General features: G+C 68.4%; 18 protein-coding genes and 1 tRNA gene. 4 read left to right on the top strand and 15 right to left on the bottom strand.

Annotated elements, in window-relative coordinates; translation table 11 throughout:
• Positions 1-86 precede the first annotated feature (86 nt).
• From FYW99_RS18530 to ctaC, 3 genes are read right to left on the bottom strand one after another with little or no spacing between them, the layout of a single operon-like run.
• Positions 87-512 (bottom strand): cytochrome c oxidase subunit 4, encoded by a 426-nt coding sequence (locus tag FYW99_RS18530; protein WP_061080952.1) that lies wholly within the window; start codon positions 510-512, stop codon positions 87-89.
• A 6-nt stretch (positions 513-518) separates the two neighbouring features.
• Entirely contained in the window at positions 519-2,192 is a 1,674-nt protein-coding gene (gene ctaD, locus FYW99_RS18525) for an aa3-type cytochrome oxidase subunit I (RefSeq protein ID WP_150253254.1), read from the bottom strand.
• Positions 2,189-3,211 (bottom strand): aa3-type cytochrome oxidase subunit II, encoded by a 1,023-nt coding sequence (gene ctaC, locus FYW99_RS18520; RefSeq protein WP_449289646.1) that lies wholly within the window; start codon positions 3,209-3,211, stop codon positions 2,189-2,191. The genes ctaD and ctaC overlap by 4 nt, the downstream gene beginning before the upstream one ends.
• A gap of 415 nt (positions 3,212-3,626) precedes the next feature.
• Between ctaC and FYW99_RS18515 the strand changes: the two genes are divergently transcribed.
• Positions 3,627-3,875 carry a sulfurtransferase TusA family protein gene (locus FYW99_RS18515; protein WP_150253253.1) on the top strand — a complete coding sequence of 83 codons (249 nt, stop codon included), beginning with the start codon at positions 3,627-3,629 and terminating at the stop codon, positions 3,873-3,875.
• Positions 3,876-4,156: 281 nt separating this feature from the next.
• Here FYW99_RS18515 and rpsD read toward each other — a convergent pair whose 3' ends face one another.
• The 8 genes from rpsD to FYW99_RS18475 form a co-directional block, all read right to left on the bottom strand.
• On the bottom strand, positions 4,157-4,768 hold the full coding sequence (gene rpsD / locus FYW99_RS18510) for a 30S ribosomal protein S4 (RefSeq protein WP_061083030.1): 612 nt from the start codon (positions 4,766-4,768) through the stop codon (positions 4,157-4,159).
• Between the two features lie 334 nt (positions 4,769-5,102).
• Positions 5,103-6,074, bottom strand: coding sequence for a carbohydrate kinase family protein (locus tag FYW99_RS18505; RefSeq protein ID WP_150253252.1), 972 nt, complete (start codon positions 6,072-6,074; stop codon positions 5,103-5,105).
• A gap of 334 nt (positions 6,075-6,408) precedes the next feature.
• Positions 6,409-6,756 (bottom strand): HesB/IscA family protein, encoded by a 348-nt coding sequence (locus FYW99_RS18500; protein ID WP_150253251.1) that lies wholly within the window; start codon positions 6,754-6,756, stop codon positions 6,409-6,411.
• 398 nt (positions 6,757-7,154) lie between these two features.
• Complete coding sequence (locus FYW99_RS18495; RefSeq protein ID WP_150253250.1) at positions 7,155-8,024, bottom strand: ABC transporter ATP-binding protein; 870 nt, start codon at positions 8,022-8,024, stop codon at positions 7,155-7,157.
• Complete coding sequence (locus tag FYW99_RS18490) at positions 8,017-8,895, bottom strand: ABC transporter ATP-binding protein (RefSeq protein ID WP_150253249.1); 879 nt, start codon at positions 8,893-8,895, stop codon at positions 8,017-8,019. Before FYW99_RS18490 ends, FYW99_RS18495 begins: the two co-directional genes overlap by 8 nt.
• Positions 8,885-9,874 (bottom strand): branched-chain amino acid ABC transporter permease, encoded by a 990-nt coding sequence (locus FYW99_RS18485; RefSeq protein WP_150253248.1) that lies wholly within the window; start codon positions 9,872-9,874, stop codon positions 8,885-8,887. Before FYW99_RS18485 ends, FYW99_RS18490 begins: the two co-directional genes overlap by 11 nt.
• 11 nt (positions 9,875-9,885) lie before the next feature.
• Positions 9,886-11,442 carry a branched-chain amino acid ABC transporter permease gene (locus tag FYW99_RS18480; RefSeq protein WP_190394712.1) on the bottom strand — a complete coding sequence of 519 codons (1,557 nt, stop codon included), beginning with the start codon at positions 11,440-11,442 and terminating at the stop codon, positions 9,886-9,888.
• A gap of 421 nt (positions 11,443-11,863) precedes the next feature.
• Positions 11,864-12,433: an ANTAR domain-containing response regulator gene (locus FYW99_RS18475; protein WP_017565119.1), complete on the bottom strand. Its 570-nt coding sequence runs from the start codon at positions 12,431-12,433 to the stop codon at positions 11,864-11,866.
• A 164-nt stretch (positions 12,434-12,597) separates the two neighbouring features.
• Between FYW99_RS18475 and FYW99_RS18470 the strand changes: the two genes are divergently transcribed.
• The 3 genes from FYW99_RS18470 (at position 12,598) to FYW99_RS18460 (ending at position 14,763) form a co-directional block, all read left to right on the top strand.
• Positions 12,598-12,671 (top strand) — tRNA-Leu (locus FYW99_RS18470).
• 110 nt (positions 12,672-12,781) lie between these two features.
• Positions 12,782-13,573, top strand: coding sequence for a helix-turn-helix domain-containing protein (locus FYW99_RS18465; protein ID WP_150253246.1), 792 nt, complete (start codon positions 12,782-12,784; stop codon positions 13,571-13,573).
• 209 nt (positions 13,574-13,782) lie between these two features.
• A complete protein-coding gene (locus FYW99_RS18460) occupies positions 13,783-14,763 on the top strand; it encodes a DUF1266 domain-containing protein (protein ID WP_150253245.1) in 981 nt (326 codons plus the stop codon).
• Positions 14,764-14,909: 146 nt separating this feature from the next.
• Here the strand turns inward: FYW99_RS18460 and pyk are convergent, their stop codons facing one another.
• The 4 genes from pyk to FYW99_RS18440 form a co-directional block, all read right to left on the bottom strand.
• Positions 14,910-16,343 carry a pyruvate kinase gene (gene pyk, locus FYW99_RS18455; protein ID WP_150253244.1) on the bottom strand — a complete coding sequence of 478 codons (1,434 nt, stop codon included), beginning with the start codon at positions 16,341-16,343 and terminating at the stop codon, positions 14,910-14,912.
• 236 nt (positions 16,344-16,579) lie between these two features.
• Complete coding sequence (locus FYW99_RS18450; protein ID WP_150253299.1) at positions 16,580-17,479, bottom strand: prenyltransferase; 900 nt, start codon at positions 17,477-17,479, stop codon at positions 16,580-16,582.
• 74 nt (positions 17,480-17,553) lie between these two features.
• A complete protein-coding gene (locus tag FYW99_RS18445) occupies positions 17,554-17,937 on the bottom strand; it encodes a DUF2784 domain-containing protein (RefSeq protein ID WP_150253243.1) in 384 nt (127 codons plus the stop codon).
• 248 nt (positions 17,938-18,185) lie between these two features.
• Complete coding sequence (locus tag FYW99_RS18440) at positions 18,186-19,640, bottom strand: glutamate synthase subunit beta (protein WP_150253242.1); 1,455 nt, start codon at positions 19,638-19,640, stop codon at positions 18,186-18,188.
• Between the last annotated feature and the right edge of the window lie 13 nt (positions 19,641-19,653).

The following is a 19,653-nucleotide window of genomic DNA, read 5'->3' as shown; positions in this document are numbered from 1 at the left end:
ACCGTGACAAGAAAGACGGCCGGACGCGTCCCTGGGACGCGTCCGGCCGTCGGGCGGGGGCCGCCGCGCGGTGCGGCGGCCCCTCCCTAGTGCTGGAACTCGTTGCGGTAGTACTCGAAGATCCAACCGATGGCGGTGAGGATGATGGCGAAGGCGCCGATGAACACCATCCACCAGCCGATCGCCACGCCCACCGCGGTGAACGCCACGGCCAGCGCCACCCACAGCGGCCACGAGCTGTGCGGGCTGAAGAAGCCGTACTCGCCGGAGTTCTCGGAGATCTCCCCGTCCAGCCGCTCCTCCGCGGGAAGCCCGTGGAAGTGCTCGCTGCGGCGGGCCGCCTGCCAGAGCCAGAAGCCGATCATCCAACCGAAGCCGATGGAGACCACCAGGGCGGTGGTGCCCGTCCACTCGATCGCGCCGGTGTCCTGCCAGGACCAGTACACGTACAGGGCGGCGGCCAGACCGAAGAAGGTCGAGACGCCCATGAACAGATAGGCCTGCGTCTTCATTGCGCCCTACTCCTTCGTGACGCCCACCGGGACGGCGCCCGGGGCCGCGGCGTGCGGGTGGTTCAGGTCGAACGCGGGACGCTCGGAACGGATCCGCGGCAGCGACGTGAAGTTGTGCCGCGGCGGCGGGCAGGACGTGGCCCACTCCAGCGAGCAGCCGTAACCCCACGGGTCGTCCACGGTGACCAGCGGCGCCTTCTTGGAGGTGATGTAGACGTTCCAGAAGAAGATCAGCGTCGAGGCCGCCAGCACGAACGAGGAGACCGAGGAGATCTGGTTGAGCTCGGTGAACCCGTCGGTGGGCAGGTAGTCGGCGTAGCGGCGCGGGAAGCCCGCGGCGCCCAGCCAGTGCTGCACCAGGAAGGTGCCGTGGAAGCCCAGGAACAGCAGCCAGAAGTGGAACTTGCCCAGCTTCTCGTTGAGCATCTTTCCGGTGAACTTGGGCCACCAGAAGTAGAAGCCCGCGAACATCGCGAACACCACCGTGCCGAACACCACGTAGTGGAAGTGGGCCACCACGAAGTAGGAGTCGGTGACGTGGAAGTCGATGGGCGGGGAGGCCAGCAGCACACCGGTCAGACCACCGAAGAGGAAGGTCACCAAGAACCCGATGACGAAGAGCATCGGCGTCTCGAAGGTGATCTGGCCCCGCCACATGGTGCCGATCCAGTTGAAGAACTTCACCCCGGTCGGGACCGCGATGAGGAAGCTCATGAACGAGAAGAACGGCAGCAGCACCGCACCCGTCGGGAACATGTGGTGCGCCCACACGGTGACCGACAGGCCGGTGATGGCGATGGTCGCCGCGACCAGGCTCTTGTAGCCGAAGATCGGCTTGCGGCTGAACACCGGGATGATCTCGGTCACGATGCCGAAGAACGGCAGCGCGATGATGTACACCTCGGGGTGGCCGAAGAACCAGAACAGGTGCTGCCACAGGATGGCGCCGCCGTGCTCGGCGTTGAACACCTGGGTGCCGACCATGCGGTCCGCGCCCAGCGCGATCAGGGCCGCGGTCAGGACCGGGAACGCGATGAGCACCAGCACGCTGGTGAGCAGGGTGTTCCAGGTGAAGATCGGCATGCGGAACATCGTCATACCGGGCGCGCGCATGCACAGGCCGGTGGTGATGAAGTTGACCGCGCCCAGGATGGTGCCCAGACCCGAGACCACCAGGCCCAGGATCCACAGGTCACCGCCCAGACCCGGCGAACGCACCGCGTCCGACAGGGGCGTGTAGGCGAACCAGCCGAAGCTGGCCGCGCCGCCCGGGGTCAGGAAGCCGCTGATGGCGATGAGGCTGCCGAACAGGAACAGGTAGTAGCTGAACAGGTTCATCCTCGGGAACGCCACGTCGGGCGAACCGATCTGCAACGGCATGATCACGTTCGAGAAACCGACGAACAGCGGCGTCGCGAACATCAGCAGCATGATCGTGCCGTGCATGGTGAACAGCTGGTTGAACTGCTCGTTGGACATCGCCTGCATGCCCGGGAAGAACAGCTCGACGCGCATGAGCACCGCGAGCAGACCACCGAAGAGGAAGAACACGAACGAGGTGATCAGGTACATGTACCCGATGACCTTGTGGTCGGTGGACGTCATCCATTTGACGATCATCGACCCCTTGCGCGACGGTACCTGACCGCCCGAGGGAACGGGGTTTGGTGTGGTGCTCATGACTGCTCATTCTCCTCGGCGTCGGCCCCGCCGGAACCGGTGTCCTGCTCGTCGGTACCGGAGCCCTCGGCCTCGGAGTCGCCGCTGCCGGTGCCCTCCTCGTCGGTGCCGGTGCCCTCGGCGCCCGCACCCTCGGCGCCGGAGCCCTCACCGGAGGCCGGCTGGTCACCGGTCTCGGCGGCCTCGAGCTCGGCCTCCTCGGCGGCCTGCTGCTGCTCGGCGGCCCAGGCGTCGTACTCGTCCTGGGGCAGGACCTCGACGTTGAAGAGCATGCGGGCGTGGTCGACACCGCACAGCTCGGCGCAGCGGCCGACGTAGTCGCCCGCGGTGCCCTCGTTGATGTCGGCCTGGAAGGCGTTGTCCCGGCCGGGGATGACGTCCATCTTGAAACCGAACTCGGGGATCCAGAACGAGTGGATGACGTCCGGCGAGTGCAGGTCGAAGTGGACGGTCGCGCCCTCGGGCAGCACCAGGGTCGTCTGGGTGGAGGGGTCGGCGGTGCCGTCCGGGTTGGGGATACCCGTCTCGGAGAAGAGCACCTCCCCGCCGTTCTCCTTCTTGTCGTCGAGGTAGTTGAACTGCCAGGCCCATTGGAAGGCCACGACCTCGATGTTGACGTCCGCCGGCTCGTCGGTGTCGAGCAGGATCGCCTGGTCCCGGGCGGTGAAGAAGAACAGCACCGAGATGATGACGATCGGCAGCACGGTGTAGAGCGCTTCGATGGGCATGTTGTACCGCACCTGCGGCGGCAACTGCTCAGAGCGCTTGCGGTGGAAGATGACCGACCAGACGATCAGCCCCCACACGAGAATGCCGACCGCGAAAGCCGCCACCCAGGAGCCCTGCCAGAGCGAGAGAACACGCTCGGCCTGGTTGGTGATCGGCTCCGGCATGCCCAAACGAGTGAGATCGTTCGACGCGCAGCCGGTCGCGGCCAGCCCCAGCACGGCGAGCGCGGCGCCGCGTGGTGCCCATCGGCGCAGGTTGCGGCGCCGATTCTCTTGGCGGGTCGGACTCACGGATTGCCTTCCCAGCGGTGTAGCCCGTGGAACCTCCACGGGCGGCCTAAGTATCCAAAGCTTTTCAGGGGGAAACATTATCGCGAACCGCCCAGCGCCCAGTTCAGGGGCTTGCCTGGTCAGCGTGTTGCCGACGCCCCCCGAGCGGAGCTCGCGGCGGTACGTGGAGCCGGGCCCGTTCGCCCGCGGAGGATATCCTCCCGGCTGGCTACGGAGCGCGGCCCGGCGTTCCCCCGGGCCCTCTTCCTTTCTTCGATCGCGTCCCCTCCGCCTCTCGGGGGCGGCGCGGACGTTTCACGAGGAGAGAACAAGGTGAGCGTATCGCTGGGTTTACGACGCCCTTAACCGGGTTCGCCTTAGGGGCGGGACCAGGTCAGGATGGTCATCACCAGACGACGACACACGGGGGTTTTCCGTGCCCGAGTACCCGCCCCGGCCTCCTCTGGTCACCGTGGAGGCGGTGGGCCGCAAGTGCCCCATCCCGATCATCATGCTCGCCGCCAGACTGCACGAGGTGCCCATAGGCGCGGTCATCGCGGTCACCGCGGACGATCCCGCCGCCAGCGCGGACATCCCCGCCTGGTGCCGGATGAAGATGCACGAGTTCGTCGTGGAACGGCCCCTGGCACGGGGCAGCGCCTTCCACATCCGACGCATGTACTGACCCGCTCCGGGCCCGGCGGCCGTCCGCCGCCCCGGGGGCGGGGGAAGGGACACCGAGCGAGGGGAGGGGTTAGAGGAGGACCGAAACCCCCGCAACAGGGGGCTCGGGAGTTCCGGTTCCGGTGCGATAACGATTTCCACCCCGCCGAATCCTGGGCGTGGCGCGTTCCACACCACCCCCGGACACGACGAGGCCGCGCGGACCGGGTCCGCGCGGCCTGCCTGCTCCACATCGACCACCCCCCGGGGAGGAGGCGACCGCGCACTCGGCTCGGCGAGTGGCTAGCGGGCGTAGAACTCCACGACCAGCTGCTCGTCGAAGGGCACCGGGATCTGCTCACGCTTGGGGCGGTCGACGACCGCGATGCGCAGGTCCTTGTGGCTCACGGCGAGGAATCCGGCGATCTTGTCGTCGGCGTGGACACCCTCGGTGGCCTCGACGAACGGCACCATGTTGCGGGACTTCTCCCGAACACTGATGATCTGACCGGGCTTGACCTGGTACGACGGGATGTCGACCTTCTTGCCGTCCACGGTGATGTGACCGTGGTTGACGAACTGACGCGCGGCGTAGATCGAGGCGGCCAGACCGGCGCGCAGCACGACCGTGGCCAGACGCAGCTCCAGCTCGGCGAGCATCTCCTCACCGGTACGCCCCGGGCGCTTCTTCGCGCTCTCGTAGACGCGCAGCATCTGCTTCTCGGTCAGGTCGTAGTACCAGCGCACCTTCTGCTTCTCCGCCTGACGGACCGCGTAGTCGCTGCTGTTGCGGCGGACGCGGCGGCCGTGCTCGCCGGGCGGGTAGGGACGCTTCTCGAAGTAGCTGACCGCCTTACGGGTCAGCGGAGTGCCGGCGCGCCGGGACAACCGCACCTTCGGTCCGGTGTAGCGCATGCAATGTCCTTTCCGGATGAATCCGGGGAATCCCAGGTAAGGCTGGCCTAGATCTGGGAGGCGCTCAGCGCGCCCGGGCCCGCGTGGGCGTGCCGGAGCACACGCAGCGGGACAGGTTCCCCACCGTCGCGGCGACCCGGCGCGGACGGCTTGGGCTGGGTAACCGGCACGCGTTTCAGCGCACCGGCGGGCACGGGGCTCCCCGTGCGGGACACCGGCTCCCAGGGAGCGGCGGCCGTGCGGGGCGCGGCCCGGTCCGGCAGGCGGACACGGGTCGTGCGGGTCGCGGCTACCCACTCTACGGGCTCGCGGACACCACCCCGACCCGTTCCGGCTACACGAAGGGCGCGACCTCGGCCGAGACCCCGGCGCCGTAGGACTCCTCCAGACGCGCCAGGAGGGACGCCCCGGTCAGCGTGTACTCCTGCGGCCCGTCGGCCTCCAGGCAGTGCACAGCGGTCGCGTTGCCCACCTGGGCGGCCCGCTCCAGGGACAGCCCCCAGGAGTACGCGGCCAGGAAACCCGCGCGGAACGCGTCCCCCATACCCGTGGGGTCGACCAGCTCCCCCACCGCCGCGGCCGGGACGTGCACACTCGGCTCGCCCCTCCGGTCGATACGCGCCCCCTTGGCCCCCAGCGTGGTGACACGGGTGCCCACCCGCTCCAGGACGTCGGCGTCGGACCAGCCGGTCTTCTGCTCGGCCAGCGCCTTCTCGTACTCGTTCGTGAACAGGAAGGCCGCGCCCTCGACCAGACCCCGCACCTCGGGTCCCTCCATGCGCGCCAACTGCTGGGAGGGGTCGGCGGCGAAGGCGATACCGCGTGTACGGCACTCCTCGCTGTGACGCACCATCGCGGCCGGGTCGTCCGCCCCGACCAGCACCAGGTCCAGCCCACCCAGGCGGTCCGCGATCGGCTGGAGCTCGATGTTGCGGGCCTCGGCCATGGCCCCGGCGTAGAAGGACGCGATCTGGTTCTGGTCCCGGTCCGTGGTGCAGATGAACCGGGCGGTGTGGCGCAGCTCGGAGATGTAGACCGCGGAGGTGTCCACACCGTGGCGGTCCAGCCAGGCGCGGTAGTCCTCGAAGTCGGCCCCGGCCGCACCCACCAGCACCGGGCTGAGGCCGAACCCGCCCATGCCGAAGCAGATGTTGGCCGCGACGCCGCCGCGCCGGACGTCCAGCTCGTCGATCAGGAAGGACAGCGACAACTGCTGGATCTGGTCGGGGATGATCTGTTCCGCGAAGCGCCCCTCGAAGGACATCAGGTGGTCGGTGGCGATGGATCCGGCAACCGCGATACGCACGGGACGAAGACTCCTTGGTCGGGAGGTGTCGGTCTGCTGACCGGACGGGGGCTGCGGGCATGGCAGAGGACGTGCCCGGTTCGGACTGCCCCAGGTTAGTGCAGCGCGCCCGCGGCACCGTGGCCACCCGCTCGCGGCCGCCCCCGCGCACACGACCTGCGCGGGGGCGACCCGCGCACGGCGAAGGGGAGGGCGGCACGAACCGCCCTCCCCCGAAAACCGCGTCCCCGACCGGCCAGGACCCTACGCCCCGACCCGCCCGACGAGACCCCCGGGCCGCGTTCCCCGGACCGCTCCGGGCCCACCGGCCCGAAAGCCCCCGGCGGAACACTCCCTAGTTGAAGGAGTCACCGCAGGCGCAGGAGCCGGTGGCGTTGGGGTTGTCGATGGTGAACCCCTGCTTCTCGATGGTGTCGACGAAGTCGATCGTGGCGCCGATCAGGTAGGGGGAGCTCATCCGGTCGGTGACGACCTCCACACCGCCGAAGTCGGTGACCACGTCGCCGTCGAGCTCGCGCTCGTCGAAGTAGAGCTGGTAACGCAGCCCCGAGCAACCACCGGGCTGAACGGCCACGCGAAGACGCAGGTCGTCCCGCCCCTCCTGCTCAAGGAGCGCCCTGACCTTGCTGGACGCCTCGTCGGTGAGGATGATGCCCTCGGTGGTCTCGCTCTGAACCGTCATGCTGGAAAGCTCCTCTGGAAAGGGGTAGCGGCTGGCCGGCGACCCCCTTGGTCGCGTCTGGACCGGCCCGCCGCGGCGGGTCCCGTCCTCTTCAACGGTTCTCAACGCCCGACACCGGTACCGCATTCCTGCGCACCGGCGGACACGGGCGTCACAGCGCCGCGGTGTTCTCCCCCGCCCCCGACCCGCACTGCGGGCGGGGCCGCGGCCGGGCACGGACGTGCCCGGCCTCCCAGGGTAATTTGTCCCGGCCCGGGACGCCATCTCCCGGCCGGGCCTGTGCACGAGGCCACCCGACCCCCGCGACACACCGGCAGCGCACCCCCGAACGACGACAGCACCCCGCACAACAGCAGGGGGCGGAGCCCACCACGGGCCCCGCCCCCTCCCCCGACGCCTCAGCCCTTGGCCAGCGTCCCCAGGTACAGCTCGATCACGTTGGGATCGTTCAACAGGTCCGCACCCGTACCGGTGTAGGCGTTGCGCCCCTGGTCCAACACGTAGCCGCGGTCACAGATCTGGAGGCAGCGACGCGCGTTCTGCTCCACCATGACCACCGACACACCCGTCCGGTTGACCTCCTTGACCCGCTGGAAGACCTCCTCCTGGTAGATCGGCGACAGACCCGCGGTCGGCTCGTCCAACAACAGCACCGACGGCTCCATCATCAGCGCACGCCCCATGGCCACCATCTGGCGCTCACCGCCCGACAGCGACCCCGCCTTGGCCCTGCGCCGGTCCGCCAGCAGCGGGAACAGCTCCGCCACCGCCGCGAACCGCTTCGTGAACGACCGCGGCCGCAGGAACGCCCCCATCTGGAGGTTCTCCTCGATGGTCAGCGACGGGAACACGTTCTGCGTCTGCGGAACATAACCCACCCCCCGCTCCACCAGGCTGTGCGCCGGCAGGCCCGCGATGTCGGCCCCCCGCAGCGTCAGAGCGCCCTCACGCACCGGGATCAGCCCGAACACCGTCTTGATCAGCGTGGACTTACCCGCCCCGTTCGGGCCGATGATCGCCACGACCTCGCCCTCGGACAACGTCAGGGTGCACCCGTTGAGGATGTTCACCCCCGGCACGTACCCCGCCACCAACTCCCTGGCCAACAGCAGGTAGTCCTCCGGGCCACCCGCCGGCGCCGCCCCGCCCGCGTGCTCCAGGACCTCCTCACGGTGCTCCTGCACGGCGGACACCTCCCCGGCCTCCACCGGGACCTCGTCCGAAACCTTCGCCGCCTTCTCCGGACTCGGCTTCGCGCTCTCAGTCATCACCACTCCCCGGGGCCTCGGCCGTCTCCTCCTGGGCACCCAGGTAGGCGTCGATCACCTGCTGGTTGGACCGGATGTCCGAAGGACGACCCTCCGCGATCACCTGGCCCTGCGCGAGCACCACGATCCAGTCGCTGATACCCATGATCACGTCCATGTCGTGCTCCACGAAGAGCACCGTCTTGCCCTCGTCGCGCAACGACGTGATGTGCCCCAGCAACGACTGCACCAGCGCCGGGTTCACCCCCGCCATCGGCTCGTCCAGCATGATCATGGTCGGATCGGTCATCAGCGAACGCGCCATCTCCAACAGCTTGCGCTGACCGCCCGAGAGCGACCCCGCCATGTCGTCGCGCTTGTCGATGAGCTTGAAACGCTCCAACAGGTCCAGCGCGCGCCGCGTGTTCTCCCTCTCCTGCACCCGCCACACCGACCGCAGGAACGCACCCGCCATCCGCTCACCGAACTGCCCCGGCGCGCCCAACAGCATGTTGTCCAACACCGTCATCCGGGTCAGCGCCTTGGTCAGCTGGAAGGTCCGCACCATCCCCGCACGCGCCACCTGGTGGCCGCGTTTGCCGTTGATCGGCCTGCCCTGGAAGGTCCAACGCCCCCCGTCCACCCGGTCGAAACCGGTCAACAGGTTGAACAGCGTCGACTTACCCGCGCCGTTCGGACCGATCAACGCCGTGATCGTCCCCCGCTGCACCTCCAGGTGCCCCACGTCCACCGCGGTCAGACCGCCGAAGGAACGGCGCACACCGTCCGCCACCAGGATCGGATCCGGCTTCGCCGAACCCGGCACCGGCTCCGCACCGGCCACGCGGTCGACCCCGGACCCGACGCCGCCGTCCACCTTGTCACTTGACATTGATCAGCATCTCCTTGCGGTCGCCGATGAGACCCTGCGGCCGGAAGACGATCAGCAACACCAGCAGCAGACCCACGAAGGCCAGCTGGATCGCACCGTAGTCCGGACCGTCCAGGAACGGCAGCCACCCCATCGAGCCGAAACCCTGGAGCACACCGTCGGTGAAGTTCATCAGGAACCAGAACACCATCGCGCCCAGCACCGGACCGAACACCCGGCCCGCACCGCCCAGCAACAGGATCACCCACAGGAAGAACGTCACCTGCGGCTTGAACTGGTCCGGCTGGATCGACGCCTGGTACACGGCCAGCATGCACCCCGCCAGGGCACCCACCAGACCGCCCAACACCAGCGCCTGCATCTTGTACGCGAACACGTTCTTGCCCAGACTGCGGACCGCGTCCTCGTCCTCCCGGATGCCCTTGATGACACGCCCCCACGGGCTGTGCATCAGCATCCACGTCAGCCCGGCCATCAACAGCACCAGACCCCACGTCACCACCAGGACCCACAGGTGGTTGCCGTTGTAGGACAACGCCCCGAAGCCGTAACGCTCACCCCCGTCGAACGGATTGATCGCGCGAAAGTCCGACGCCAGGTTCTGCAACCCGTAGACACCGCCGGTCAGCGGCTCGGCGAAACCCGCCCGGTACACCAGACGGATCACCTCCGCCGCCGCGATCGTCGTGATCGCCAGGTAGTCCGAGCGCAACCGCAGCGTCGGGATACCCAGCAACAGGGCCATCACGAACGCACACAGCAGGCCCACACCGAAACCCACCACCAACGGCAGGTCGAACACCGCCACACTGATGCCCACGCCGTAGGCGCCCACCAGCATGAACCCCACCTGGCCGAAGTTCAGCAGCCCGGTGTAACCGAAGTGGAAGTTGAGTCCGATCGCGGCGAGCGCGTAGATCGCCGCGATCGGGCCGAGCGCCGATCGGGTGGACTCGGCGAGGATCGAAAGGATATCCATCGTCTTCTCTCCTAGCCGACCCGCTCACGCCGACCGAGCAGGCCCTGGGGCCTGACCAGCAGCATGAGGATCATCAGCGCCAGAGCCCATGCCTGCATGAGCTGGGACGGGAACCACAGGGTGGACAACATCGCCACCAGGCCGACCGCGAGGCCGCCGACCATCGCACCGTAGGCCGTGCCGAGACCGCCGAGGATCACCGCGGCGAACATCATCAGCAGCAGACGGAAGCCCATCTCGTACTCGACCACCTGGTTGAGCCCGTAGAGCACACCGCCCAGAGCGGCCAGACCGCCACCGAGCCCCCACACGTACAGCGTGACCCGGTCCACGTCGATACCCGACGACTCCGCCAGGTCCCGGTTGTCGGACACCGCGCGCATCGCCTTGCCGATCCGGGTGAACTGCAACAGACAGGCCACCCCCACCAGCACCACGATCGCCACCGCCATGACCACCAGGTCGCGCGGCGGCATCGACACCGGCCCCAGCCTCACCATCTCCTGGAGCTGGAAACCCGCGTAACGCTCCCGGCCCGCCCCGAAGAGCACCAGGATCACGTGCCGCACGACCAGCGCCAGACCGATCGAGACGATGAACATCTGGATCATCGCCACGTTGCGGTGCCGCAGCGGACGCCAGATGTAGCGCTCCATCGACCCGCCCAGCACCGCGCCCATCAGGACCGCGACCACCGCGGCCAACCACAGGGGCACGCTCCAGCCGACCGCGTCACCCATCACACCCAGGACCGTCGCCAGCGCGATACCCGCGAAGATCGACAACCACTGCGCCACGATCAGCGCCGTCCGCGACAGCCTGCCCTCCAGGAAGGCGCCGATCAGGACCGCGGCGCCCAGACCCACGAAGAGCGCCAGCAGCGCGTTGCCCATACCCGCGGCACCCGTGCTGAAGAGCAGCGCGATCATCGCACCGAAGGTGACCAGGTCACCGTGCGCGAAGTTGATCAGCTTCGTGGTGCCGAAGATCAGCGAGAGCCCGATCGCGGAGACCGCGATGACCAGGCCGAACAGCAGACCCGCCGCGGTGAGCTGGATCGCCCGGTCGGCGAAGGAGCCCCCGGCGTCGGTGTTGGGCGCCAACGACTCCTCGTCGGCCGCCTCCCCGCCGGAGGAGTCCTCGGTCTCCTCCTCCGAGGGCGAGGCCGACTCCTCCCCGGCCGCGCCCGCCGCCTCCAGGGCGACGATCAGCGGCCGCCGGTCGTCCGCCTCGACCTCCACCTCGGTCTCTCCGTCGACGAAGAGGGCCTCGATCACCGCGAACTCCTCGGGGACGGACTCCTGGTCCACCACCACGCGGTAGGTGCCCGGTCCGGGCAGGCCCACTTCCCACATTCCTTCAGAGTCGGTCTCCGCCGCCCCGACCTCGTCCTCGCCGTCGTAGACCGTGATCATGATGCCTTCGACACCCTGGTCCCGGTTCTCCGGATGGAGGATCTGACCGTGCAGCGCTTCACCGCCCTGTTCGTCTGCCGTCGCCGCTGGCCCCGGGATCACCAGGATGGCGGTGATCAGGGCGAGCAACACGGTCACAAGACGTGTGCGCACGCGCGCTCCTTGCGCATCTGAGGCTGGCGGTGGCGAATGCGCGCACGCGCCACCGCTGTCCTTTGCTGTTCGGTGCGGTGAGTTTAGCCCGATTTAGGCAAGTTGTTCAGATGCGCTAATGCCACGTGACCCAACCGTCATCCCATCGTGTGCAAACGAGATCAAACTGGTACGCATGGCGCATTGACCCTGAACATCTGTCTCGTTTCCGTCCCGTTAAGTACCTGATCTGCACACTTTCCCCGCACCGGGCGTACCGGAGTGATCACAGGGGCCAGGCGGCGGGAGACGGGCGGGGCGGAAGGAAGAGGTCGCGGCCGGGCACGACGAAGGGGCCGCACCCGGTCGGGCGCGACCCCTTCGTTCAGGTCAGTTGAGTCCGGCTGGCGCGGACGCGTAAGTCCTGCTTACCGGCGGCCACTCACTGCTTACCGCCGCCGAGGGTCTCCACCACCGTCTCGGCGACCCTGCGCATGGTGAGCCGCCGGTCCATCGAGTTCTTCTGGATCCAGCGGAACGCCTCGGGCTCGCTCATCCCGTGGCGGCTCTGGAGCAGGCCCTTGGCCTGTTCGACCAGCTTGCGGGTCTCCAACCGCTCCTGGAGGCTGGAGACCTCCGACTCCAGCGCGGACAGCTCCGCGTAGCGCGAGGTGGCCATCTCGATGGCGGGCACGAGGTCGGCCTTGTTGAAGGGCTTGACCAGGTAGGCCATGGCTCCGGCCTCGCGCGCCCGCTCGACCAGCTCCCTCTGGGAGAAGGCGGTCAGGATCACCACCGGGGCGATGCGCTCGGCGGCGATGCGCTCGGCGGCCGAGAGGCCGTCGAGCACGGGCATCTTGATGTCGGTGATCACCAGGTCGGGTTTGAGCTCCTGGGCAAGACGGATCACGGTCTCGCCGTCACCGGCCTCACCCACGACGGCGTAGCCGTCCTCTTCGAGCATCTCCTTGAGGTCCAGGCGGATCAGGGCCTCGTCTTCCGCGATCACCACACGGCTCTGCGTCCTCGTCACGTACACGAGGTTACCGAGATCAGCTAGGATGCTGGACGTCGGGACGGGCATGCGCGTCAATCGTGATACCACTGTTGACGGATCAAACCGGTCCGGCGGGATGATGGGCAGCCAAGCACGATGTCCGTTTCGCCCAACAAAAAGCCCTGATACCCCAATCGGCAGAGGGAAATAGCTCAAACCTATTACAGTGTGGGTTCGAGTCCCACTCAGGGCACAGACACGCAGAGCCGCCTCAATCGGGCGGCTCTCGTCATTTGGAGCATATCAACCCGCTGTAGTTGAGCCATCACTAGAATGTCATATGCGTGAGCAACCATTCACGCTATGTACTCACGTGACGTAGTAGACGAAACCTTCCGCCTCAAAGCTCTGGGGTTGACCGATAAAGCCATCGCGACACAGTGTGGTGTCTCTGTGCGGGCGATCAGGCACTGGCGCTACGGCAACCGACGTGCCCCCGCAACCGAAGCCCGTCGCCAGGACCGTACGACCTACTGCCCTCGGTGTTACGGCGCACAGCTCGACGATGAGGCTTACGCCTACCTCTTGGGGCTCTACCTAGGGGATGGGCACATCACCGCCTCACGCCGAGATGTGTACGTCCTCTGGGTCTTCTGCGACAACAAATACCCCGGGCTGATCGACGCATGCACCAAGAGCATGGAGACGGTCTTCCCTGTCGGAAGCTTCCTCGTGTCCAAGGACGGATGCACGGCCGTCAAAGCCGCTTCCAAGCACTGGCTCTGCTTGTTTCCCCAGCACGGCCCAGGCCACAAGCACTCCAGGAGGATCGTCCTGGAAACCTGGCAGCAGAAGATCGTCCACGATCGCCCGGAGCCGTTCATCCGTGGACTGGTCCACTCTGACGGATGCCGCGTCCTCAACCGCATACGGAAGAGGAGCAGGAAGGACGAGTACTACGAGTACCCGCGCTACCACTTCTCCAACACGTCGCAGGACATCGTGAACCTCTTCACGTCGTCCCTGGACCAGCTCAGCATTCCCTGGACGAGCCACATCCAGCACCAGCCTCCGTTCAAGGACAAGACCGCCATCTCGGTGTCGCGGAAGGAGGCCGTGGCGCGTATGGACGCCTTCGTCGGGCCCAAGTACTGAGGGACCGGGCAGACGGGCCAGAACCTGCGTAACTACCCAGCCAGTAACGCCCCAAATAGGCCCTTTGTCACTTTATGCCGGGGCATCCTGGCCGAACCGGTCACATCACGGCCACAACCTGAGTACAACCCGTGGGTTCGGTCGTCTCTGCGGGCGCGCGTCCATGATCCTGGAAGTCCAGAAGCGAGTTCTCAGGAGAGGAGCAGCGGGTGCTGACCGCGGTGGCCGGGATCGTCGGCGCACTGGTTATCGGCGCCTGGGTGGTGGTGGCGTGGGGTTCCCAGCGCCGCCAGCCGTGGCTGCTGACCCCTGTCGCGTTGCTCATCGTCCTTCTTGTGGCAGTCGGCCAGCCGGGGTGGGCCTTCGTGCCCGTCGTGGCGCTGGTCGCCGGTTCCTTCGCGGAGCTGGTGGTGGGTTCGCGCGAGTCCCCCGCCCTGCGCACCAAGGACCCCGACGCGCCGTTGAGCACCGAGCGCTGGGCGGCGGCCGTTGCGGCGCCGTTCCGGGTGGCTCTGGCCGAGCCGTGGGACGTGGTCGCCCGGCCGTCGCTGCGCCGTCCCTACCAGCGGATGCTGGAGCGCCAGTGGGGGGTGACCGACCGCGAGTCGCTGCTGGAGGCGGTGGACGCCCTGTTGGAGGAGCTTCGCGAGGGTCCGAAGCTGGACCTGGTGGTGGATCTGAGCGCGGGGGTGGCCAGGTCGCGTCTGCCGCGTGAGCGGGGCGGGCAGGTGACGGGGGCGCACGTGCGGCTGGGTGAGGAGCAGGTGGCGCGGTTGCGCGCGGTCACGGGGGTGGCCGAGGCGGACGAGACGGTGCTCATCGGGGCCTACCAGTGGTGGAAGTCGGTGCACGTGATCCGGTTGGTGTGCGGGGGCGCGTCGTTGGACTGGCTGAGTCCGGTGGAGACGCAGACGCTGTTGCGTCGGGTGGCCTCGGACCTGCAACGGCGGTACGCGTCGTGGCAGCAGTTGTCGATGGCCTTCCACGCGGGTTACCTGTTGTGGCCGGAGAAGGGTGTGGAGGGCGACCACGGCGGGACGGACCGGGTGTGGGCGGCGCTGGGTCTGCTGACGGAGGACGAGCGCAGTCCGTGGAACCTGTTGCCGTGGGACATGCCGTTGGAGCGTGTGCTGCCCGAGGGCGGCGCGTCGGCTACCGGGCCGGAGTCGCGCGGGGAGTCGGCGGCCTGAGGCGGTGTCAGCGGCCTGAGGACGGCTCAGCGTCGGGGCCGCACCTGGTCCTGACCCGGTGGGCGGCGCGGCTCATACGCCGTGTCCTCCGGGCCGGACCTGATGCGGCACGTCGGGGGCGCCCTGTGTGGGGCGCCCGGTCCTCCCTACTGCGCCGCGAGGGCGACGGCGTCGCCGAGGCGGTGGACGCGCAGGAAGTTGGTGGAACCGGTGGTTCCGGGCGGGCTGCCCGCGACGATGACGATCTTGTCGCCCTTGTGGTAGTCGCCGAGCTGGAGGAGTTCTGCCTCCACCTGGCGGACCATGTCGTCGGTGTTGTCGACCCAGGGCACGATGTTGCTCTCGACTCCCCAGGTGAGGGAGAGCACGCCGCGGGTGCTCTCCTCGGTGGTGAAGGCCATCAGCGGGATGGGCGAGCGGTAGCGGGCCAGGCGTCGGGCGGTCTCGCCGGACATGGTGAAGGCGACCAGGGCCTTGGCTCCGACGGTGGCGCCGATCTCGGCGGCGGCGCGGGCGATGGCTCCGCCGGTGGTCTCGGGTACCCGGTTGAGGATGTGCGAGGCGCGCAGGGATTCCTGCTCGGCGGCGCTGACGATGCGGGCCATGGTCTCGACGGTCTCGACGGGGTACTTGCCGACGCTGGTCTCTCCGGAGAGCATGACGGCGTCGGCGCCGTCGAGGACGGCGTTGGCGACGTCGGAGGCCTCGGCGCGGGTGGGCCGGGGTGATCCGATCATGGATTCGAGCATCTGGGTGGCGACGATGACCGGTTTGGCCTTGTCGCGGCAGCGTTCGACGGCGCGTTTTTGCACCATGGGGACGTTTTCGAGGGGGAGTTCGACGCCGAGGTCGCCGCGGGCGACCATGACTCCGTCGAAGACCTCGATGATGTCCTGGAGCCGTTCGACGGCCTGGGGCTTCTCGACCTTGGCGATGAGGGGGACGGTGATGCCCTCCTCGTCCATGATGCGGTGGCACTCCTCGGCGTCGGCGGGGCTGCGGACGAAGGAGAGGGCGACCATGTCGACGCCCTGGTGGAGGGCCCAGCGCAGGTCCGCCTCGTCCTTCTCGGTGAGTGCGGGGACGCTGACGGCGACGCCGGGGAGGTTGAGTCCCTTGTGGTTGGAGACGGTGCCGCCGACGATGACGCGGGTGTGGACGTCGGTGCTGGTGGTCTTGGTGCACTCCAGCGCGATGCGGCCGTCGTCGATGAGGACGCGGTCGCCGGGGCGGACGTCCGCCGGGAGTCCCTTGTAGGTGGTGGAGACGCGGTGGGCGTCGCCGGGGACGTCGTCGGTGGTGATGGTGAACTCGTCGCCGACGTTGAGGTCGACGGGGCCGTCGGCGAAGGTGCCGACGCGGATCTTGGGCCCTTGGAGGTCGGCGAGGACGCCGACTGCTCGTTGTGCGGCCTCAGCGGCGTCTCGCAGGTTGGCGAGGTTGGCCCTGTGGTCGTCGTGGGTTCCGTGGCTGAGGTTGAGTCGGGCGACGTCCAGTCCGGCTTCGACGAGCTTGCGGAGGACTTCCGGGCTCGAGGTGGCGGGACCGAGGGTCGCGACGATTTTTGCTCGACGTGTCACGCATAACACTCTAGAGCGTCTGGAGGATGGAGTGGTCTAAACCAGGTTGCGAATGGACGTATGTGGGGCTGCGGGAAGTCGAACGGCGGGCACCCTGGGTGAGGGTTCGCTGCGGTGGGTGGTGCTGGGGGCTTCGGCTGGTGGGTGGGGTGTGAGGTTGTGCCGGATCGCGGAGGGGGCGTTGGGGCGTGGGGAAACCGGTCTCCGCGGGGCCCGGGTTCGCGGGGTTCGGTGTGTCAGCTGTCGTGGCGGCGGGGTGGGAGGGAGCCCTGGACGCGTCCGTAGGCGCACAGGATGCGCAGGCGTTGGACGGTGCGCATGCCTTCGCGTTCGAGGGTGGCGGCGGTGTCCCAGTGCTGCCAGGTGGCGTCCCAGCCGCCGTCGGGCCGTTGGGTCTGTTCGAAGAAGTCGAGGTTGCGTTGGATCTCGGCGTCGGTGAACAGGGGTCGGGCGATGTGGTCGGGGTGGGTGGCGAGGTCGAGTGCGGTGTGGGCGTGTCGGCGCGGGTTGGGTTTGGGGTCGGTGTCGATGACGGCGCGGATCATGGGGTGGAGTCGGCTGGTGGTGCGCAGGGCGCGGTCGCGGTCGGGGACGTGCTGGAGGAAGGTGCAGATGCCGATGGCCTGGTGTGGGTCGGTCCAGTGCAGGGCGTTGATGTGTTTCCAGCAGTAGGCGGTGGCGTTGTCGCGCCAGGTGTGGCTGATGTTGTGTTTGTGGAGGTATCCGGCGAGGAGTGCGGTGAGGCCGAGGTCGCTGGTGACGTCGTGGTGCTGTCGCCACCAGGGGGCGGATTCGGTGTGGCGGACGTTGGGTCGTACGCAGGGCAGGCCGCCGTCGGGGTTGGTGACGGTGGCGAGGTAGCGGCAGATGCCGGTGCCGAGGCTGGTGGGGATGGGGCCGAGGTCGTCGAGGTAGCGCAGGGCGAGTTCGGTGGCGGCGGGTTGGCTGGTGTGTCCGCGCAGGTCGGGGTCGAGTCCGTTGCCGTAGCCGCCGTCGAGGTTGCGGTAGGCGGAGAGTGCTGAGCGGATGGGTTCGGTGGGTCCGCCCTGGAAGAGGTGGGCGAAGCGGAGCCGGTCGATGAGCCGGGCGTTTCGCATGGTGAAGTGTTCTGCGGCGCGAAGGGATTCCCAGGTCACAACGGTCATGTCTTCGACGGTACGTCCGTGTCCGGGGCGGGGGCATGGTCGGTGGGTCAATCCATTCGCGATCTTTACGCGCGGTCCGGGGTGGTGTTGCGTGTGCGTCTTCGGGTGAGGATGAGGAGTCCGGTCCAGGAGGCGAGGACGGCGAGGGCGACGGCGAGTTGTGCGGTGAGCAGGTGCTCGGCGGGGTAGACGATGCCGGTGAGGTAGTGGTCGATGAAGCCTTCCGGGGGGAGGCCTTGTTGTCCGGCGCGTCGGCGGGCCCAGTTCTCGACGTGGGTGAGGGGGCAGGGCCAGCCGATGAGGGTGATGGCGAGTCCGTAGAGGGCGCAGCCGAGGTGGATCCAGAGGGTGCGGGGCCACTTCCAGGCGAGGAATCCGCCGAGGGCGAGGTAGGCGAGGAAGGCCAGGTGCACGACCATGGCGGTGTCGGCGATGAGCCGGTAGGTCATCGTCTGGCCTCCTGGTCGTGCTGTGTGGTGGGTCCTCCTGGTTTCCAGTATCGGCGTCGTTTCTGGGCGGGGCCAGGGGGTGTTGGCGGTTGTGGATTCTTCTGGTGGAAACCCGGATGGCTCCTCGCGTGGTGCTGTCCGACCCGGCGGGCGGGGTCGGGCCGCGGGGCCTGGGGCGGTGGACACGACGACGCGCCGGGTGCGGAGGTTTCCCTCCGCGCCCGGCGCGTGTGTGTGCCTGGTTGTGGTTAGACCAGCGGTCGCGCGGTCGGCGGGATGGTGACCGGCAGTGCGCTGTCGTCGGTGAGGTAGCGGTCCACTCCGGCGGCGGCGGAGCGGCCCTCGGCGATGGCCCAGACGATGAGCGACTGGCCGCGGCCCATGTCCCCGGCGCAGAAGACGCCGTCGACGGTGGTGCGGTAGTCGGCGTCGCGGACGACGTTGCCGCGTCCGTCCAGCTCCACGCCGAGCTGGTCGAGCAGGCCCTCCTTCTGGGGGCCGACGAAGCCCATGGCGAGTGTGACGAGTTCGGCGGGGATCTCGCGCTCGGTGCCCTCGACGGGTTCGAAGCCCTTGTCGGTGCGCTTGACCTCGACGAGCTTGAGTGCGCGGACCTGGCCGTTGTCGTCGCCGAGGAACTCGACGGTGTTGACGGCGTAGATCCGCTTGCCGCCCTCCTCGTGGGCGCTGGTGACCTTGTAGAGCATGGGCATGGTCGGCCAGGGCTGGTTGTCGGGCCGCGTGGCGGGCGGCTTGGGCATGATCTCCAGCTGGGTGACCGACGCGGCGCCCTGGCGGTGGGCGGTGCCGACGCAGTCGGCGCCGGTGTCGCCGCCGCCGATGACGACGACGTGTTTGCCCTGGGCGCTGATGGCGGGCGTGTCGTAGTCGCCCTCCTGCACCCGGTTGGCCAGGGGCAGGTACTCCATGGCCTGGTGGATGCCGCCGAGTTCGCGGCCCTTGGCGGGCAGGTCGCGCCAGGCGGTGGCGCCGCCGCTGATGACGACGGCGTCGTGGTCGGCGCGCAGCTGCTCGGCGGTGATGTCGACGCCGACGTCGACCCCGGCGCGGAAGGTGGTGCCCTCGGCGCTCATCTGGGCGAGGCGGCGGTCGATGTGCCGCTTCTCCATCTTGAACTCGGGGATGCCGTAGCGCAGGAGGCCGCCGACGCGGTCGGCGCGCTCGTAGACGGTGACGTCGTGTCCGGCCCGGGTGAGCTGTTGGGCGGCGGCGAGCCCGGCGGGGCCGGAGCCGACGACGGCGACCTTCTTGCCGGTGCGGGTGGTGGGGGGCAGGGGCTTGACCCAGCCCTCCTCCCACGCGCGGTCGATGATGGAGACCTCGACGTTCTTGATGGTGACGGCGGGCTGGTTGATGCCGAGCACGCACGCGGACTCGCACGGGGCGGGGCAGAGCCTGCCGGTGAACTCCGGGAAGTTGTTGGTGGCGTGCAGGCGTTCGATCGCCTCGGCCCAGTCGTGGGTGTGGACGAGGTGGTTCCACTCGGGGATGAGGTTGCCGAGCGGGCAGCCGTTGTGGCAGAAGGGGATGCCGCAGTCCATGCAGCGCGAGGCCTGCTTGGTGACGGTTCCCCGGTCGAAGTCCTCGTAGACCTCGCGCCAGTCCTGGATGCGCACGTCGACGGGTCGGTGCTTGGGGAGCTCTCGCTCGGTGGTCTTCAGGAAGCCCTTGGGGTCGGCCATGTGCCTTCCTCCT

The sequence above is a fragment of the Nocardiopsis deserti genome, from assembly GCF_008638355.1.
GTDB lineage: Bacteria > Actinomycetota > Actinomycetes > Streptosporangiales > Streptosporangiaceae > Nocardiopsis > Nocardiopsis alborubida.
Note: the sequence above shows the minus strand (reverse complement) of the source record. Positions and strands in the feature narration are given on the sequence as shown.

What these genes read in the sequence shown, in the direction of transcription:
- FYW99_RS18530 (WP_061080952.1), bottom strand. Translation starts at nt 512, where the DNA reads ATGAAGACGCAGGCCTATCTGTTCATGGGCGTCTCGACCTTCTTCGGT.
- ctaD (WP_150253254.1), bottom strand. Translation starts at nt 2,192, where the DNA reads ATGAGCACCACACCAAACCCCGTTCCCTCGGGCGGTCAGGTACCGTCG.
- rpsD (WP_061083030.1), bottom strand. Translation starts at nt 4,768, where the DNA reads ATGCGCTACACCGGACCGAAGGTGCGGTTGTCCCGGCGCGCCGGCACT.
- FYW99_RS18500 (WP_150253251.1), bottom strand. Translation starts at nt 6,756, where the DNA reads ATGACGGTTCAGAGCGAGACCACCGAGGGCATCATCCTCACCGACGAG.
- FYW99_RS18495 (WP_150253250.1), bottom strand. Translation starts at nt 8,024, where the DNA reads ATGACTGAGAGCGCGAAGCCGAGTCCGGAGAAGGCGGCGAAGGTTTCG.
- FYW99_RS18490 (WP_150253249.1), bottom strand. Translation starts at nt 8,895, where the DNA reads ATGTCAAGTGACAAGGTGGACGGCGGCGTCGGGTCCGGGGTCGACCGC.
- FYW99_RS18485 (WP_150253248.1), bottom strand. Translation starts at nt 9,874, where the DNA reads ATGGATATCCTTTCGATCCTCGCCGAGTCCACCCGATCGGCGCTCGGC.
- FYW99_RS18465 (WP_150253246.1), top strand. Translation starts at nt 12,782, where the DNA reads ATGTACTCACGTGACGTAGTAGACGAAACCTTCCGCCTCAAAGCTCTG.
- FYW99_RS18445 (WP_150253243.1), bottom strand. Translation starts at nt 17,937, where the DNA reads ATGACCTACCGGCTCATCGCCGACACCGCCATGGTCGTGCACCTGGCC.
- FYW99_RS18440 (WP_150253242.1), bottom strand. Translation starts at nt 19,640, where the DNA reads ATGGCCGACCCCAAGGGCTTCCTGAAGACCACCGAGCGAGAGCTCCCC.